14 protein-coding genes and 4 tRNA genes are annotated in these 17,253 nt (G+C 58.6%); 4 read left to right on the top strand and 14 right to left on the bottom strand.

Annotated elements, in window-relative coordinates; translation table 11 throughout:
• On the bottom strand, positions 1-1,986 hold a 1,986-nt coding region (locus tag B3797_RS19035; RefSeq protein WP_311791891.1), incomplete at its 3' end, for a class I adenylate cyclase.
• Positions 1,987-2,303: 317 nt separating this feature from the next.
• Here B3797_RS19035 and hemC point away from each other — a divergent pair.
• Genes hemC through hemY form a run of 4 tightly spaced genes read left to right on the top strand, consistent with a single transcriptional unit; the run spans position 2,304 to position 6,341 of the window.
• Positions 2,304-3,245 carry a hydroxymethylbilane synthase gene (hemC, locus tag B3797_RS19030; protein ID WP_311784261.1) on the top strand — a complete coding sequence of 314 codons (942 nt, stop codon included), beginning with the start codon at positions 2,304-2,306 and terminating at the stop codon, positions 3,243-3,245.
• The gene (gene hemD / locus B3797_RS19025; RefSeq protein WP_311791890.1) at positions 3,242-3,982 is read left to right on the top strand and encodes a uroporphyrinogen-III synthase; all 741 of its coding nucleotides are present in this window, start codon (positions 3,242-3,244) and stop codon (positions 3,980-3,982) included. The genes hemC and hemD overlap by 4 nt, the downstream gene beginning before the upstream one ends.
• A gap of 24 nt (positions 3,983-4,006) precedes the next feature.
• On the top strand, positions 4,007-5,140 hold the full coding sequence (gene hemX, locus B3797_RS19020; protein ID WP_311784259.1) for a uroporphyrinogen-III C-methyltransferase: 1,134 nt from the start codon (positions 4,007-4,009) through the stop codon (positions 5,138-5,140).
• 4 nt (positions 5,141-5,144) lie between these two features.
• Positions 5,145-6,341, top strand: a complete 1,197-nt coding sequence (hemY, locus tag B3797_RS19015; protein ID WP_311784258.1) for a protoheme IX biogenesis protein HemY — start codon at positions 5,145-5,147, stop codon at positions 6,339-6,341.
• Between the two features lie 571 nt (positions 6,342-6,912).
• Here the strand turns inward: hemY and B3797_RS19010 are convergent.
• From B3797_RS19010 to wzzE, 13 genes are all read right to left on the bottom strand, one after another.
• A tRNA-Pro gene (locus B3797_RS19010) sits at positions 6,913-6,989 on the bottom strand.
• A gap of 25 nt (positions 6,990-7,014) precedes the next feature.
• Positions 7,015-7,101, bottom strand: a tRNA-Leu gene (locus tag B3797_RS19005).
• Between the two features lie 16 nt (positions 7,102-7,117).
• Positions 7,118-7,193: transfer RNA gene (locus B3797_RS19000), tRNA-His, on the bottom strand.
• Positions 7,194-7,287: 94 nt separating this feature from the next.
• Positions 7,288-7,364 (bottom strand) — tRNA-Arg (locus B3797_RS18995).
• 159 nt (positions 7,365-7,523) lie between these two features.
• Complete coding sequence (wecG, locus tag B3797_RS18990; RefSeq protein ID WP_311784257.1) at positions 7,524-8,264, bottom strand: lipopolysaccharide N-acetylmannosaminouronosyltransferase; 741 nt, start codon at positions 8,262-8,264, stop codon at positions 7,524-7,526.
• Positions 8,265-8,298: 34 nt separating this feature from the next.
• A complete protein-coding gene (gene wzyE / locus B3797_RS18985) occupies positions 8,299-9,642 on the bottom strand; it encodes an ECA oligosaccharide polymerase (RefSeq protein ID WP_311791889.1) in 1,344 nt (447 codons plus the stop codon).
• Entirely contained in the window at positions 9,639-10,706 is a 1,068-nt protein-coding gene (locus tag B3797_RS18980; protein ID WP_311791888.1) for a TDP-N-acetylfucosamine:lipid II N-acetylfucosaminyltransferase, read from the bottom strand. Before B3797_RS18980 ends, wzyE begins: the two co-directional genes overlap by 4 nt.
• Complete coding sequence (wzxE, locus tag B3797_RS18975; RefSeq protein WP_311791887.1) at positions 10,703-11,953, bottom strand: lipid III flippase WzxE; 1,251 nt, start codon at positions 11,951-11,953, stop codon at positions 10,703-10,705. The genes B3797_RS18980 and wzxE overlap by 4 nt, the downstream gene beginning before the upstream one ends.
• Positions 11,953-13,083, bottom strand: a complete 1,131-nt coding sequence (rffA, locus tag B3797_RS18970) for a dTDP-4-amino-4,6-dideoxygalactose transaminase (RefSeq protein ID WP_311784253.1) — start codon at positions 13,081-13,083, stop codon at positions 11,953-11,955. The genes wzxE and rffA overlap by 1 nt, the downstream gene beginning before the upstream one ends.
• Positions 13,070-13,777, bottom strand: coding sequence for a dTDP-4-amino-4,6-dideoxy-D-galactose acyltransferase (rffC, locus tag B3797_RS18965; protein WP_311791886.1), 708 nt, complete (start codon positions 13,775-13,777; stop codon positions 13,070-13,072). The genes rffA and rffC overlap by 14 nt, the downstream gene beginning before the upstream one ends.
• 24 nt (positions 13,778-13,801) lie before the next feature.
• The gene (wecC, locus tag B3797_RS18960) at positions 13,802-15,061 is read right to left on the bottom strand and encodes a UDP-N-acetyl-D-mannosamine dehydrogenase (protein WP_311791885.1); all 1,260 of its coding nucleotides are present in this window, start codon (positions 15,059-15,061) and stop codon (positions 13,802-13,804) included.
• Positions 15,058-16,188, bottom strand: a complete 1,131-nt coding sequence (gene wecB, locus B3797_RS18955; protein ID WP_311784248.1) for a non-hydrolyzing UDP-N-acetylglucosamine 2-epimerase — start codon at positions 16,186-16,188, stop codon at positions 15,058-15,060. The genes wecC and wecB overlap by 4 nt, the downstream gene beginning before the upstream one ends.
• On the bottom strand, positions 16,185-17,237 hold the full coding sequence (wzzE, locus tag B3797_RS18950; RefSeq protein WP_311784247.1) for an ECA polysaccharide chain length modulation protein: 1,053 nt from the start codon (positions 17,235-17,237) through the stop codon (positions 16,185-16,187). The genes wecB and wzzE overlap by 4 nt, the downstream gene beginning before the upstream one ends.
• Positions 17,238-17,253: the final 16 nt, after the last annotated feature.

The raw sequence follows: 17,253 nt of genomic DNA, 5'->3' as shown, positions 1-17,253 counted from the left end.
TTCAGAAACAAGCTGCTGAACGCGCGTGCGGATCAGCCCGCGCAGATGCTGGCTGTAGCAGAACACTTCAACCGTGTCCGGCGGCGCGGCGTCCTGGTGCATTTTGCCCAGAATGGTTTTTAACGCCTCGATCATCGCCTGCTCGCCGTTGAAGTGCAGCGTACGCACTTCATTCCACGAGTTGCGGTAGAGCAGATCGATGCTGCCGATCAGGCACTGCTGCTGCTGACCGAAGCTAAAGACGTCGAGCTTACGGAAATCGAAATGCACCACCTGATTGCGGAAAGCGGAGGTCGGATCGTGCTCAAGGTTGACGATAATCGCCAGATGGCGGATTTCGCATGGGCTGTAGAGCGCTTTCGGCGTCGGCGCAGGCAGACGCAGTGGAAAATGAGACGACACGTCGTTCACCAGCTCTTGCAGGCGTGCCAGATCGCAGATCTCGTTGCCTTTGATATGCAGACGCGTCTTGCTGGTCAGCAAGCCGTTGAACCACGCCCAGGCCACCAGCTTATTCAGGTAGCGGTTATACTCCAGCGGCTGATGGCTGATGATTGAGTTCATGTCCGGCGCCTGGTTATAGAGATACCAGCCTGAGCGGTTGGCGCGGCCAACGGGGACATGAATAAAGGTGAGATTCTCTTCCGACAGATCGGGCGAAATCTGCGGGTTGACCAGCGTGACTTTGCCCGGCAGCGCTTCAAAAGCGGCGTACAGTTTACGCGTCAGCACGCCGATATCCTGCGGACTCGCGCTGACGCTTAAATTGTTGCGGCGGGCAAAACGGATCAGGTTGCGATAGCTCTGCATCATCGCATCCAGCAGTTCGTTATGCGCCTCGCGCACGCGTTCGATTTTCCAGCCGCCGCGATTATCGAGGATTGCCAGTTTCTCCTCGTCCCAGCCCCACTCTTTCACCAGCTGCGACAGGATCTCGCGTCGCCAGCCTGAGCGGCTGCTGTTTTCGTCGGTACTCAGCTTCTCGCACACTTTCAGATAGAAACAGCGGCGCACCAGATCGAGACGCGGCTGATCGTCCATGCTGGTCAGATAGTGCGTCACGCGCTCCAGCATCATGCAGTAAGGATCAAGGCCAAAGCTGACGATTTCGCCGTCGTGCAGACGCTGTTTAATATCCATCGCCAGCAGCTGCGTATTGGGATACTCCCAGCTGTACGCTTCCAGCAGCAGGGTTTTCAGCACCGCCTTATAGGGCGAGTCGATACTTTTATAGAGCTGCCACAGGCTGGCGCCGAAATACTCTTCCGCCGACAGCGTGCCGAGTCCGCCAAGATCGAGCCACTCGTTAGGCGTCAGCACGCCCTGCGCATAAAGCGACATCACATAGTCGTCGTAGTGATGTTCCTCTTCGCAGGGCACCATATTCCACAGGATGCGTTTACCCGCCATACGTACGGCGGTACGGTAGAACTCATCCAGCAGCAGGATATGTTGCGTCGAGCCGCAGTCTTCTGCGCCGAGGCTGCCGCTTTCATTATGGCGGAAGCGGTTTTCATCAATCAGGAAGAAGCTGACTTCCACGCCCATCGACACGCACCACTTCTGCAACAGCGTGCATTTGCGCTGCAGGTTGAGACGCTCTTCGTTGTCCAGCCAGGATTGATGGCAGACCCAGATATCGAGGTCAGAGACGCTGTTCTGCCCGACCGACGAGGTGCTGCCCATGGAGTAGATGCCGGTAATCGGCATTTCGCCAGTGCGCGACACGTCCAGCGTCAGCTCGTGACCGCCCGCCAGTTCGCGCATCAGCAGAAGCTGGTTTTCTTCAGGCGTGAAGAAGCTGATACCGCGGGGAACGTTACCGTCAAAGTAACCCGGCATCAGCGGATGATGATAATGCAGTAAGGTCGGCAGCAGACTGTATACGTGCTGGAAAGCAGGTCCCATCGCAGCCAGCGCGCGATCGACGCGCAGCTGATTAATGGCATCCAGTCTCTGTTTCAGTGTCTCAATGTAGAGGTACAAGACGTTTCGCCTGATTGTCCCAGTGTTTAAGCAACCTGTCTCCGAAACCTGCCGCTTAATAATCGAAAAAGATGGGCAGATTATTGCTGGAAACGTGATCAATCTAACACCTGGCAGATTGACCGTAAAGAAAGTTGCGCTACTTAACAGTTTAGCACGTTCCTGTTCGCTTCCTGCGCTTTCGGACACCGGTATCCGCTTCATCCTCTTTTAACTGGCGAATCTTCCCGCCTGCCCGGTCAAATAATCCGTTGAAACTGTCAGCCTCAGGCCGACAATGATAGGATATTCGGTGAACGATCAAAATGGTTAACAGCATGTTAGACAAAATTTTCAGAATTGCTACAAGACAAAGTCCTCTTGCGCTCTGGCAGGCACATTATGTCCAGCAACGCCTGATGGCCGCGCATCCGGGCCTGCGCGTTGAGCTGGTGCCTATGGTTACTAAAGGCGACGTCATTCTCGATACGCCGCTGGCGAAAGTGGGCGGTAAGGGCCTCTTTGTCAAAGAGCTTGAGCTGGCGATGCTGGAAAATCGCGCCGATCTCGCCGTCCATTCAATGAAAGATGTGCCGGTCGCGTTCCCAGAAGGATTAGGGCTGGTCACGATTTGCGAACGCGAAGATCCGCGCGACGCCTTCGTCTCAAATCACTACAACTCGCTTGATGAGCTGCCGGCGGGCGCGGTGGTGGGCACCTCCAGCCTGCGTCGCCAGAGCCAGATTAGCGAACGCCGTCCCGATCTGGTGATCCGCTCGCTGCGCGGCAACGTCGGGACGCGCCTGTCGAAGCTCGACGCCGGCGAATATGACGCCATTATTCTGGCGACCGCCGGACTGAAGCGTCTGGAGCTTGAAGCGCGCATTCGTCAGCCGTTGCCAGCGGAAATTTCTCTGCCCGCTGTCGGCCAGGGTGCGGTGGGCATTGAGTGCCGCCTCGACGACAGCGAGCTGATCGGGCTGCTGCAGGCGCTTAACCATGACGATACCGCCGTGTGCGTCAAAGCCGAACGCGCCATGAACACGCGCCTGGAAGGCGGTTGTCAGGTGCCGATTGGCAGCTTTGCGCTGCTGGAAGGCGACGAGCTGTGGCTGCGTGGTCTGGTCGGCGCGCCGGACGGCAGCGTGATGGTGCGTGGCGAACGTCGCGGCCCGCGCGCCGAGGCGGAAGCGATGGGAATTTCCCTCGCCGAAGAGCTGCTCAGCAAAGGCGCGCGCGATATTCTGCGCGACGTTTACCAGGGGCAACCGCCGCTATGACGATTCTGGTCACTCGCCCGGAGCCTGCAGCCAGCGCGCTGGTGACTCGCCTGCGCGCGCTTGGCCGCGAGGCGTGGAGCCTGCCGCTGATTGAGTTTGCGCCGGGCAGCGACCTTGATCGTCTGCCGCAACAGCTTGCCGCGTTACGCAAGGGCGACCTGGTTTTTCTGCTTTCTCAGCAGGTGATCCACTATGCACAGCCCGCGCTGGCGCGCCACAACGCAGCGTGGCCCGCAGACGTGGACTATTATGCAATTGGTCGCAGCACCGCGCTGGCGTTTCATACCGCCAGCGGTCGTCACGTTGACTATCCGCACGCGCAGGAAACCAGCGAAGCGCTTATCAATATGGCGGCGTTGCAGCGGGTGTCCGGTAAGAAAACGCTGATTTTACGAGGAAATCCAGGGCGCGAACTGCTGGCGGAAACGCTGACCGATCGCGGTGCGGAAGTCTCGTTCAGCCAGTGCTACCAGCGCTGTCAGAAGCACTACGACGGCCCGGTTGAAGGCCGACGCTGGCGCAACCGCGGCATCACAACGCTGGTGGTCAGCAGCGGTGAAATGTTACAACAGCTTTTTTCTCTGTTCCCCGCAGTCGATCGCGAGGAATGGTTATTACGCTGCCGACTGGTTGTCGTCAGCGAACGTTTGGCTACGCTGGCCAGTGAACTGGGCTGGCAGGATATTCAGGTAGCCGATGGTGCCGATAACGATGCGCTGCTGCGCGCGTTACGCTGAACTTAATCATGGGATGTGCCACAGATGACGGAACAAAAAGCGACCTCCGCCACGGTTGAAGAGACTACGCCAGCGGCAGATACTTCGCCCTCTTCCCGCCAGCAACCGCCGCGCGACAAAAAGAGCGGCGGCATGGTGCTGGGCGCAGTGGCGATTATCATCGCCCTGGCCACCGGCGCGGGTTTATACCTTAACGGGAAACATCAGGCTGAACTTCAGGCGCAGGCGAATCAGAGCCTGAGCGATAAGCTGAACGCCTTGCAGCAGCAAGCGAGCAGCGACAAACAGCAGCTGGCTCAGCAGCTCAGCAGCGCGCAAAACGCGCTGAACGACGCGCGCACCCAGCAGGCCGCCACGGCGAAGGAGCTGGAGACGCTACGTGAAAAAGTCGCCACCATCTCTGGCAACGATGTGCACGCCTGGCTGGTATCGCAGGCCGATTACCTGGTGAAACTGGCGGGCCGCAAACTCTGGAGCGATCAGGATGTCACTACGGCGGCGGCGCTGCTGAAAAGCGCCGATGCCAGCCTGGCCGATATGAACGATCCGAGCGTAAACAACGTGCGCCGCGCGCTGACGCAGGATATCAGCACGCTCTCGGCCATCAACCAAATCGATTATGACGGCATTATTCTGAAGCTGAACCAGCTGTCGAACGGCGTCGATAACCTGCGCCTGGCGGACAACGACAGCGACGACGCGCCGATGGACAGCGATGGCGGTGAGCTGACCTCCTCGCTGCGCGAATGGCGTCAGAATCTGGTGAAAAGCTGGCATAACTTTATGGATGATTTCATCACTATTCGCCGCCGCGACAATACGGCGCAGCCGCTGCTGGCGCCGAACCAGGACGTCTATCTGCGTGAGAACATCCGCTCGCGTCTGCTGATCGCCGCGCAGGCGGTGCCGCGTCATCAGGACGAAATTTATAAGCAGTCTATCGACACCGTATCCAGCTGGGTCCGCGCCTGGTACGACACTAACGATCCCGCGACCAAAGCCTTTCTGGCGCAGCTGGACGAACTGAGCCAGCAGAGCATCAATATGAATCTGCCGGATAATCTGGAAAGCCAGCCGCTTATTGATAAGCTGATGCAGACACGCGTGCGCAACCTGATCGCGCAGCCTTCCGTCGCCGCCGATCAGCAAGGAGGCTAAGCGCATGCTTAAGGTATTTATCCTGTTCGTCCTGCTTATCGCCGGCATTGTGGTAGGTCCGATGATTGCTGGTCATCAGGGCTATGTGCTGATTCAGACTGATAACTGGAACGTAGAAACCAGCGTAACCGGACTGGTAATCATTCTGATCGTCAGCCTGCTGATTATTCTGGGCGTTGAATGGCTGCTGCGTCGTCTGTTTCGCACCGGCGCACGCACCCGAGGCTGGTTTACCGGTCGCAAACGCCGTCGCGCGCAGCGCCATACCCAGACCGCGCTGATGAAGCTGGCCGAAGGCGATCACCGCCAGGTTGAAAAGCTGCTCTCTAAAGATGCCGATCACGCTGATGTGCCGGTAGCCAACTACCTGCTGGCGGCCGAAGCGGCGCAGCAGCGCGGCGATGAAATCCGCGCCAACCAGCATCTTGAGCGGGCCGCTGAACTGTCGGACAACGACGTTATTCCGGTCGAAATCACCCGCGCGCGTATCCTGCTGGCGCGTAACGAAGATCATGCCGCGCGTCACGCCATCGATCGACTGCTGGAAGTCGCGCCGCGCCATCCGGAAGTTCTGCGGCTGGCGGAGCAGGCTTACGTGCGCACCGGCGCATGGAGCTCGCTGATTGATATTCTGCCCGCGATGGAAAAATCGCAGGTTGGAGATGAGCAGCATCGCGCCGACCTGCAGCAGCAGGCGTGGCTGGGTCTGATGAATCAGGCGATGGCCGATCAGGGCAGCGACGGCCTGAAACGCTGGTGGTCAAATCTGAGCCGCAAAACGCGTCAGCAAACGGCGCTGCAGGTGGCGATGGCTGACCATCTGATTGAGTGCGACGATCATCAGACCGCGCAGGATATCGTGCTGGACGGCCTCAAGCGACATTACGACGATCGTCTGGTGCTGCTGATGCCGCGCATCAAAAGCAGCAATCCAGAAGCGCTGGAGAAAGCGCTGCGCCAGCAGATTAAGCAGCATGGCGCGACGCCGCTGCTGCACAGCACGCTGGGGCAGTTGCTGATGCGCCATGGCGAATGGCAGCAGGCCGTTGACGCGTTCCAGCAGGCGCTGGCACAGCGTCCCGACGCGTTTGACTACGCATGGCTGGCGGACGCCTACGACCGTATGCATCGCCCGGAAGAAGCAGCAAAAATGCGCCGTGAAGGCTTACTGCTGACGCTGAAAAACAACCCGAATGCTTAATGTTGTTGTTACTTGTTTATGCCGGGCTTGCCCGGCTTTTTTTTGCCCTTTATCCGCACCAAAAAAAACACCTGCCAGAGGCAGGTGTAAAATCAGGTCGGTAAGACAACCTTAAGGTATCCGACTCAACGGTATGTCTGATGACCCTGCAAGGCGTAAGCGATGCAGGCAGGCAGACAACGGATACCCAAAAGTGGCTCTGCGTCATTCCCAGGTTTATGCAGCATCAGCAGACATAAGAGGTGGAATGAGCATCTACGCGATAATTATTGCACAGCGCGTGCCAGGTTGCTGAAGATAAAATAAAAGCTTTAATTTCAATGATCTGAAACCCACGGCTCAGGCGAAGAAACTAGAAGTTGTCTGTAACAGGCGACAAACAGCTAAGGTGCCGTCTCCTTTTTGAGACGATGAAGCGCATTTATTTTTAATATCTGTTAAATCAATAAATTAGTCGTCTCCAGAAAGAGACAATGCGTCTGTTGCTGCGCAACGTTGCCTCCTTCGGAGGTTCTCATCCTCATTTTCTACAGACGAAAAAAAACCTGCTTTTTCAAGCAGGTTTATAAAATGGTCGGCGAGAGAGGATTCGAACCTCCGACCCACTGGTCCCAAACCAGTTGCGCTACCAAGCTGCGCTACTCGCCGATAATTTTTATTGTTTTGTTTTGCCTGGTGCGAAGAGAGGGACTTGAACCCTCACGTCCGTTAAGACACTAACACCTGAAGCTAGCGCGTCTACCAATTCCGCCACCTTCGCGTATCCCAGCAAAATCTGGGGTGGCTAATGGGACTCGAACCCACGACAACTGGAATCACAATCCAGGGCTCTACCAACTGAGCTATAGCCACCACAATTCGGTATGTTGCAAGTCTCTGACCTACAGCATGTAACTCTTTACTAACGCGGTAATGTAACCACCGCAGCTCCTGCGCACAAACTAAATGGCGCGCCCGACAGGATTCGAACCTGAGACCTCTGCCTCCGGAGGGCAGCGCTCTATCCAGCTGAGCTACGGGCGCGTAGCGCCGTTGCGGATGGGCATACTACGGACTTGGGGTGATGCTGTCCAGTGCTTTTTTAATAAAAAAACGCGTTTGATTACGCTTTGTGCATTTCGTCGAGTAATGCAGCACTCTGGCTATTTCCTCAGCGAAAAAACGCCGCAGTAATCAGTGATATCAGAGATCGCCGCGCCAGTGATAGCGCAAATATTTGATCAGTTTTAACTGGCGGCGCAGGCGGCTGGGCTGTCGAATCAGACGATAGAGCCATTCCAGTCCAAGATGCTGCCAAATCTTCGGCGCGCGCTTTACCTGTCCCGTAAACACATCGTAGGTTCCGCCGACGCCCATATAGAGTGCATGCGGCCAGCGCGCGCGGCAATCGCGCATCAGCAGTTCCTGACGCGGCGATCCCAGCGCCACGGTGACGATACGCGCGCCGCTGGCGGCGATGCGGGTAAAAAGCGCATCGCGATCGGCTGGCGCGAAGTAGCCGTTCTGCGCGCCGACGATATTCAGGTTCCACTGGCGACGCAGCTTATTGCAGGTTTCATCCAGCACCGCCTGTCGCCCGCCGATCAAAAACACCGGCGTGCCCTGCCGTCCGGCGCGCTCCATCAAGGCCTCCCACAAATCCGCGCCCGCTATGCGCTGCACCTCGGCATGGGGATATTTTTTACGGATGGAGCGCACGATACTGATGCCGTCGGGATATTTAAACTCCGCCTCCTGCAACAGCGCGCGCAGTTCATCATCCTGCTCCGCCGTCAGTATCTTTTCGGCATTAATCGCCACTAACGTTCCGCTGCGTACCGCCTCGTCCGGCAGCAGAAAATCCACAAACGCGGACATACTGTCGAAACCATACAGCGACACGCCGCGTATCTCATACTGCGGCGCTTCTGGTAACCTTGTCATGGTTGAGTTTTGTTTCCCTGTTATGCCAGAGGCGTTAAGTGGAGCTCTGTAAAACCTGGCCGCCGCGACGTCGAATCAGCCCGGCGCGGTCCAGCAGCCAGTAAAGCATCTTCGCCACGCCGAGGCAGGCCAGAAAAATTAAAGCGAAAAAGACCACGCGAGAGCCGAACGCATCCAGCCCCTCGCGCGCCAGCACAATCATATTGAACACCGCGCCAAAGCAAAAACTCTGCATAATCGCGCCGCTATAGCGGTTGCTGGCGTCGCGGCCGCGCAAATAAAGCGTATCGAAGCCCTTAATAATCAACCCGACCGCCACCGCGCCCGGCAGAATAAACCAGACGCCGCCCATTACCAGCAGCGAGCCCAGCAGCGTAGGCGAAATCGCCAGGCCTGAATGGTTGTTCAGCACTTCCCAGGTAAAGTAGTTAGCGCTGTTCAGCACCATCGACGGCCTGCCCGGCCACAGCCAGCCGGGAATATAGACATAGAAGTCGCGCCAGATGGGCGCCAGCCCCTGAAATTCTATTCTGGAATAATTTTCCAGCAGCAATGCCAGATTCTCCCACGGCGAAAACGTATCGCGCGTCAGGTAAAGAAACGTGTAAACCGCCTCTTCGCCGAGCACGTTAAGGTTATAGCGCCGCAGCGCCAGCCAGAACATGCCGCCTATCGCCAGAACCCCCGCCGCCGCCAGCATCCACAGGCTGATCCAGCCGCGCGTGATGCCGATAAACAAGAACAGGGCAAAAGCGATAATGATATTGGCGCGCGTACCGCCGACCAGCGCATAGGTCAGCAGGCCGAAGGCGACCGTGACCACCAGAAACAGCAGCCAGTTACGCTGCGTAGGACGCAGAAAATAAAGGATCAGCATCGCCGGAATAAAGAAATAGAAAAAGCGCTTCAGCGCCACGCCGGAGACTTCGCTGGAGAAAATCTGGTTATAGGCGGTCAGGCGGAACAGCAGAAAGCCGTTGTTCAGGAAAAATACCGTCACCGTACCGATAGCGACCAGCGCCAGCAGCACGCAGGTCAGGTGCGTCTCGACGCGATTCATCTGCAGCCAGGGTCTGGCGCGCGGCACCGTCGCAGGTCGCAGCCGCACCTTATAGCTGACGTAATAAACGGCATAGAACGCCGTCGCCGACAGCAGCGCCTGCAGCAGATACTCAGGCGGCACCACCTCAACGTTAAAGCGGAACACCAGCAGGCTGGTGAGCGGAAACCCAAAATAGAACGTCAGTAAAAACAGCAGGGTAAAAAAGAGATGAAAATTAAAGCGTACGCGCCTGAACTCCCGCCAGGTCAGCGTCAGGATAAAACCCAGCGACAGCAGATAAACCACCAGCAGACCGCTGAACTGCATCAGGTTCATGAGGACTCCCTTTCACAATGGCGCAATGCCTCGCGCCAGCCCGTCACATAGCCCGGTGCGAAAAAAGCGATGGCCTGTTTGTCGCAGCTCGCCAGCTGGCGGCGCGCTTCAGCCACGCTCCCGCTGTCCAGCGCATCGCTGCTAAACAGCACCGGCAGCCCCTGCTCGCTGAGATCGCGCCAGAACGGGTTGCGTCGGTTAAGCACAAAAGGCACGTTGGCCTGAATCAGCAGGCAGAGCGTTCCAATGCCCTGCTGCCGCTCGAACATAAAATAACCTAAATGACAGCGGGCGAGCAGCGCTAAATAGTCATCAAAGGCGAGATTGCTGCGCAGCAGCTCCACCTGTCCTTCAGGAAAAAGCCTCTCTGCCGCTGTCGCCACCTCGTTGATATAGGCTTCATTGTTCGGCGGATAGCCCAGCGGCACGACGATGCGCACCTCTGTGCCAAACTGCTGGCGAATTGACGTTAAGCCTTCAATATGGCGATTGCTGGCGTCGCCGGAATTGCCCAGCAGAATGGTAAAGCGCGCTTCCGGCGCGCTTTGCGGCGCGGTGGAGGGCATCTTCGTTGGAAAATAGAGCCGCGCGGCAGGCACGCGGGGATGCCGCTGCTGGTAATAGTGTAAATCGCCGAGAGTGGCGAAAACCTGCGCCACGCGCCCCTGCGCGATACGTCGCAGCAGATAAAAGAGGCGGAACTTCAGGCTGCGCGACTCTTCATAAAGGTCGGCGCCCCAGACGTGCCAGTAGAGTTGGCTGGAGCGGATCTTGCCGCTCAGCAGCGCCAGCCAGATGCCGGGATTAAACTGACCGTGGCAGAAAAAATGCTGCTCGCGGTTTTTCGCCCGCGCCGTCAGCGCCTGTGCCAGCGCCTTCTTCGAACCAAAGGTCTCAATAGCAAGATTGCTGAAAGCGGCGAGCGAGGCGGGCTGCTGCGTCACCACCATAAAATGGCGCGGCTGGTCGACAGGCAGCTCAACGCTTAACACATCGTTGAAAAAGCGCAGCACCGTTTGATTGTGATGAGGGATATCCGATCCCAGAACGTGTATTAACGTCATTTTTTCCGGTAATAAACCATAAATGCGCCGCAGCAGAGCGCGAAATAACAGAGATAGGTCGCCATATAGGCCTGCGCTGCGCCGGTCGCTCCCGACAGCGGGATCAGCCAGCGCGAGAAGAGCGTCAGCAGCACGAACTGGCTGATTTCGGCCAGAATATAAAAGCGCAGCGACGCCTTAGCAATCACCAGATAACCGAAAACATAGGCGCCGACCTTAAACACATCGCCGCACAGCTGCCAGACAAAGAGATCGCGCATGGCGTGAAACGCCGGAGAAAAGAGCAGCCAGATCGCCAGATCGCGCAGCAGCCAGACGCAAAAGCCGACTGCCGCCACGGCAGGCAGAACAAAGCGCAGCGCCCGCATGATTTCGCGCGCAATATCGCGCTTCTTCTCCAGCCGCGCCAGCGTCGGCAATAGCCAGACGCTGAAGGTGGCGGTAATGAACTGCAGCCAGGCGTCCGAGATGCTGGTGACACCCTGCCACAGACCGACCTGCGCCCAGCCGTCATGTTGCGCCAGCAGGTTACGCATCATGACCCAGGCTATCGGCAGCGTCACCGAGGTTATCAGCGCCATCAGGGTAAATTTCGCCAGGCTGCGCGCAAAGTCTGGCTGCCACTGTGGCTTCAGCCAGCCGAGCGGCAGCGGGACGCGTCGCTTTAGCAGCGCGAATGCCGGTACGACAACCAGCGCAGGCACCAGCGCAAACCCCACCAGCGCGCCCGCATAGCCGCCAATCCACCAGCACAGCACATAGGCCGCGACGCCGATTAAGCTGCCGATGATCAGCGCCAGCGCGTTGCCGCGCGCGTCGCGGTAGCCTTTCAGCAGCGCTAGCGCCAGGTTAGCCCAGGCGATGCCGAACTGAAGGAAGGCGACAATGCGCACCACATTCTCGAAGCGCGTGTGGCCGAACAGCGCCTGGCTAATCGGCGCAGCCGCCAGCAGGAAAACCAGCGCCAGCAGCGTGGAAAAGCCCAGCACCATCGCGGATGCGGTACCTAGCAGCGCACGTAGCGACTCCGGCTGATGCTGATACTTCGCCACAAAGGTAGTGACGCCATTAAAGATGCCTGCGCCCGCCAGCACGCCCAGAACGGTGATCAGCTGGCGAAAGTTACCTGCCTGCCCGACGCCTTCCGGGCCGAAACTCACCGCCAGCAGCTTCACCACCAGCAGCCCGGCAGCGATTTTCACCAGCGTGGACGATGCCGTCCACACCGACGCTCTGGCCAGCGACATCAGGCGAAGAAGCTCAGTAAGGAACTAATAACCGTATTCTGGTTATTGTCCGTGAGGTTATAAAACAGCGGCAGGCGCAGCAGCCGCTCGCTCTCGCGAGTAGTAAAAAGATCCTCGCCGTGAAAGCGGCCAAACTCTTCGCCGGCGGGAGAGCTGTGCAGCGGGATATAGTGAAAAACCGTCAGGATTTCCGCCTCTTTCATCCAGCTAATCAGCGCCTGGCGATCGTCGCTGTCGCGCAGTTTGATATAGAACATATGCGCATTGTGCTCGCAGGCGGCAGGCAGCGACGGCAGCTCGATGCGCCCTTTCGCCGCCAGCGGCTGCAGCGCGTCATAGTAGCGCTGCCACAGGCGCAAACGCTGCTGATTAACGCGCTCGGCCGCCTCCAGCTGCGCCCACAGGTAGGCTGCCTGTAGATCCGCCATCAGATAACTTGAGCCGATATCGCGCCAGGTGTACTTATCCACCTGGCCACGGAAAAACTGGCTGCGGTTAGTGCCCTTCTCGCGAATTATTTCGGCACGCTCGATTAGCGCCGCATCGTTGATCAGCGTCGCGCCGCCTTCGCCGCCCGCGGTGTAGTTCTTGGTTTCATGAAAGCTGAAGCAGCCGATATGGCCGATAGTGCCCAGCGCGCGGCCCTTGTAGCGCGACATCACGCCCTGCGCCGCATCCTCAATCACCCAGAGCTTATATTGCGCCGCCAGCGCCATAATAGCGTCCATTTCGCAGGCCACGCCCGCGTAGTGCACCGGCACGATGGCGCGCGTTTTCTCGGTGATCGCCGCTTCGATTTTGCTTTCGTCGATATTGAGCGTATCCGGGCGAATATCCACGAAGACGATAGTCGCGCCGCGCAGTACAAAGGCGTTGGCGGTAGAGACAAAGGTATAGCTCGGCATAATCACTTCATCGCCGGGCTGAAGATTAATCAGCAGCGCCGCCATCTCCAGCGACGCGGTACACGACGGCGTCAGCAGCACTTTTTTGCTGCCGAAGCGCTGCTCCATCCACTGCTGGCAGCGACGGGTAAAGCCGCCGTCGCCGCACAGTTTGCCGCTGGCCATCGCCGACTGCATATATTCAAGTTCGCTACCCACTATCGGCGGCGCGTTAAATGGGATCATGACCTTTCCTGTAGAACCAGTAAGCGGTGCTTTCCAGCCGGGCACCGCTGCGTAAATAGAGTCGCATCGCCGAGAGGTTGCTGAGCTGTGTCGCAACGCGCAGACGGCTGAGCTGACGAACCCGCCCCCAGTCTGCGCCTGCCAGCAGCAGGCGCTGCCCGATGCCGTTGCCCTGCGCATGAGGCAGGACGCCCAGCAGCCCGACGCGCGCGTCGCCTTCCGTCTCGCGCAGCGAGATAAACCCCTGCAGCGCGCCGGATTCATCGCTGGCGATCAGGCACTGATGATCAAAAGTGCCGCGCACCGCGTTTTCAATCCACTGGGCGTAAAAGCGGCCGCTGGCGTCCGCATCGAACCAGGGCGCACGAAAGCGGCTCTGCACGAAAATCTGCGCCGCCGCTGCGCGCAGCGCGTCGATTTGCGCTTCACGGGCGATGCGGATGCCGCTCTGCCGTTCAGTGCGTTTAATATTAATAGCCAGGTCCGCTTCACCTTCCGCCAGCTGAAAACCCTGCTGGCAAACGGCGTCGATCGCCTCAAGGCGGTCGGCAGGCACTTTGATTTGCCATAACCCGGCCGGATGGCGCAGCGCCTCGTCCAGCGGCAGCTCTCCATCGAGATCGAGGCGCGCTGTCTCACAGCCAAAAAAGGCGCTTTCCCACGCCAGGGGATTAATACTGACGCGGACGGGCATGTAGGAGATCCAGCAAAAATTGCTTCACCGCCATACTCCCCGCGTATCCACAATCCAGGACTGGGTAACCTGGGAGGGGTCAACGGCGCGGAAATGGTCATGATCCACCAGCATTACCAGCACGTCGGCCTGTGCCAGCGCCTGCTCGCGGGAGACAAGTTCAGCTTTGTCACCGAGCGAGGCGGGCAGCGCAGCGATATGCGGTTCCACCACCCAGCTCTGGCCGCGGTGCCATTCGGCAATCATCTGCGCGACCTGCATCGCCGGGCTTTCGCGTAGATCGTCGATATTGGGTTTAAACGCCAGGCCGAAGCAGGCAATAACGATCTCATCGGCGCGCTTGCCGCTCTGGCTCAGGCAGTCAGCCAGCGCCGCCTTGACCTGATTAAGCACCCAGTGCGGCTTGCTGTCGTTCACTTCCCGCGCGGTGCGGATCAGTCGCGCCAGCGACGGGTTCTGCGCCACGATAAACCAGGGATCGACCGCAATACAGTGCCCGCCGACGCCAGGGCCAGGCTGCAAAATATTGACACGCGGGTGGCGGTTCGCCAGCGCAATCAGTTCCCAGACGTTAATTCCCTGATCGGCGCAGATTAGCGACAGCTCATTGGCGAAAGCGATATTGACGTCGCGGAAGCTGTTTTCCGTTAGCTTGCACAGTTCCGCCGTACGCGCGTTGGTCTCAACGCATTCCCCCTTCAGGAAAATGCGATAGAGCGCGCTGGCCTGTGCCGAGCAGGCGGGCGTCATGCCGCCGATCACGCGGTCGTTATGAATCAGTTCCTGCATGATTTTGCCCGGCAGCACGCGCTCCGGACAGTAGGCGATAAAGATATCCGGTTCGCCGCCATGTTGCGGAAAACGGAGATCCGGACGCGTTACCGCCAGCCACTCTGCCATCTGCTCCGTCGCGCCAACCGGTGAGGTCGATTCCAGAATAACCAGGTCGCCTTTTTTCAATACCGGCGCGATCGATTCCGCCGCCGCCTTAACGAAGCGCAAATCGGGCTGATGATCCGCCATAAAAGGCGTCGGCACAGCGATCAGAAAAGCATCGGCCGCTTCAGGCTGCGTGGTAGCGCGCAGAAAGCCCTGGGTAACCGCGTCATGAACAACTTTGTCCAGCGCAGGCTCGACGATATGGATTGCCCCGCGATTAATGGTTTCTACCGCGTGGGCGTTAATATCAACGCCCACAACGTTTTTCTCCTGCGACGCAAAAACGGCTGCGGTCGGCAGCCCGATATAGCCCAGGCCAATCACGGAAATGGTGTCAAAACTCATAAGTTAACTCGGGTATCTTTTAAGGCTTGCAGAATGCGCTGACAGGCGTTGCCGTCGCCGTAAGGGTTATGCGCGCGGCTCATGGTTTGCCACGCCGCGTCGTCGGTCAGCAGCAGGCTGGCTTCGGCCACGATTTTTTCCACATCAGTGCCGACCAGCTTTACGGTGCCGGCATCAACCGCTTCGGGACGCTCGGTAGCGTCGCGCATGACCAGCACCGGCTTGCCCAGCGATGGCGCTTCTTCCTGGATGCCGCCTGAATCGGTCAGGATCAGCCAGGCGCGGTTCATCAGCCAGACAAAAGGCAGATACTCCTGCGGCTCGATCAGCACAATATTGTCGATGCCGCTAAGGATGCGGTTTACCGGCTCGCTGACGTTGGGATTGAGGTGCACCGGATAGACGATCTGCGCGTCAGGATGCTGGCGCGCGATACGCGCCAGCGCGCTGCAGATGCGCTCAAAGCCATCGCCAAAGCTTTCACGTCGATGGCCAGTAACCAGCACCAGCTTTTTCTCGCTGTCGAGGAAGGGATAGTGCCCCGCGAGCTGCGCGTTGAGGCTGGGATCGGCGATAACCCGATCGCGCACCCACAGCAGCGCGTCAATCACCGTATTGCCGGTCACGAAGATACGCGCATCGGGCAAATTTTCCGCCAGCAGGTTCTGTCGCGATCTTTCAGTGGGCGTAAAGTGCAGGCGGGCAAGATGGCCCGTTAGCTTGCGGTTGCCCTCTTCCGGCCAGGGCGAGGTCAGATCGCCGGTGCGCAGTCCCGCCTCGATATGAGCGACCGGAATCTGGTGATAAAACGCAGCCAGACTGGCGGCAAGCGTCGTGGTCGTATCGCCATGCACCAGCACCACGTCGGGTTTGAAATCGAGCAGTACGGTTTTCATGCCTTGCAAAATGCGGCAGGTGATCTCCGTTAATCCTTGCTCAGGGCGCATGATGTTTAGATCGTAATCTGGCTGCAGCGCAAAGAGGCGCAGCACCTGATCCAGCATTTCGCGGTGCTGCGCCGTAACGCACAGGCGCGACTCAAACGCAGGATCCTGCGCCAGCGCCTGCACCAGCGGCGCCATTTTTATCGCCTCCGGGCGAGTCCCGAATACTGTAAGCACTTTCACGCGGTATCTCTCACTGATCTGGCGCCGGAACGGCGCGCCAGCGCCACGCCTGCGCCCGTCAATGCGCCTAACGCGCCCCACATAATCATCATAAACAGACGACGCGGACTGTCGCGCGAAACCGGCTCTTCCGGCGTACGCAGATAGCGGTAGGTCTGGAAGGTTCGGTTTAACGTCGGCCCGGCGCTCAGGGTCGTGAGCATCGCTCTGTTCTGATCGTAACTGATATCGTAAGTCGGCCCGGTCGCCTGCAGCGTTTCCAGCTGCGCCTGCAGCTGCGGCTCGCCGAGCAGGAAGAGATCGCTGTCGGCGATCGGCTCGCGCGCGTCGCGCGAACGATTCTCATGAATGCCCTGCTGGCTGGCCACCTTCAGCGCCTGCTGCAGGCGGTGCTGCTGACGCTGGAAAACAGCGTTCGCCACATCCTCCTGCCGTTTCACCTGCGCCCGCAGCTGCTCGCTGCGCGCCTGCCAGGCACCCTGCAGTTCGCCGTTAAGGTGGCGCGCCGCGCGCTCGCTGGCAAAGGCAATATATTGCCGCAGCAGGTTATTGGCGTCGCCAGCGGTTTCCGCAATCAGCTTAACGCTGTCACGCGTGTTACGCGCCGTATCAGCAGGCAGGAACTGGATATTAGCGACCATATCGTCCAGCAGCGCGGCGTCGTTGTGCGCGTTGCCTGAGCGGCGGCTTTTATAATACTCCGTCTGCTGCCAGAAGTCGCGGCGCGTATCCCAGGCGCCCAGCTGCATAATAAATTCCTGATAAACCTCGTCCATAATGGTTGGCGAGGAGGTCGCCAGACTAAGCGTATTATTGCGCACGTCGAGGTTGTTCAGAAATTGCTCCTGCGCGTAATAGTCGCCGAGCATATTTACCGTCGGACGATCGGTAATCGCCGTGGTGCTCCACGCCTGCGTCATCAACAGCGAAGCGAGCCAGGCGACCAGCGCGAAAAGCAGCGCCAGCCCGATAATCCAGCGCTTACCGCGCCATAACGTGCAGCCCAGCCCGCGAATATCCAGTTCGTTATCTGCAACCTCAGAGGTCATAACAAGGCAATCCTTA

This window comes from Pantoea sp. UBA5923 (genome assembly GCF_002431095.1).
Classification (GTDB): domain Bacteria; phylum Pseudomonadota; class Gammaproteobacteria; order Enterobacterales; family Enterobacteriaceae; genus Pantoea; species Pantoea piersonii.
Note: the sequence above shows the minus strand (reverse complement) of the source record. Positions and strands in the feature narration are given on the sequence as shown.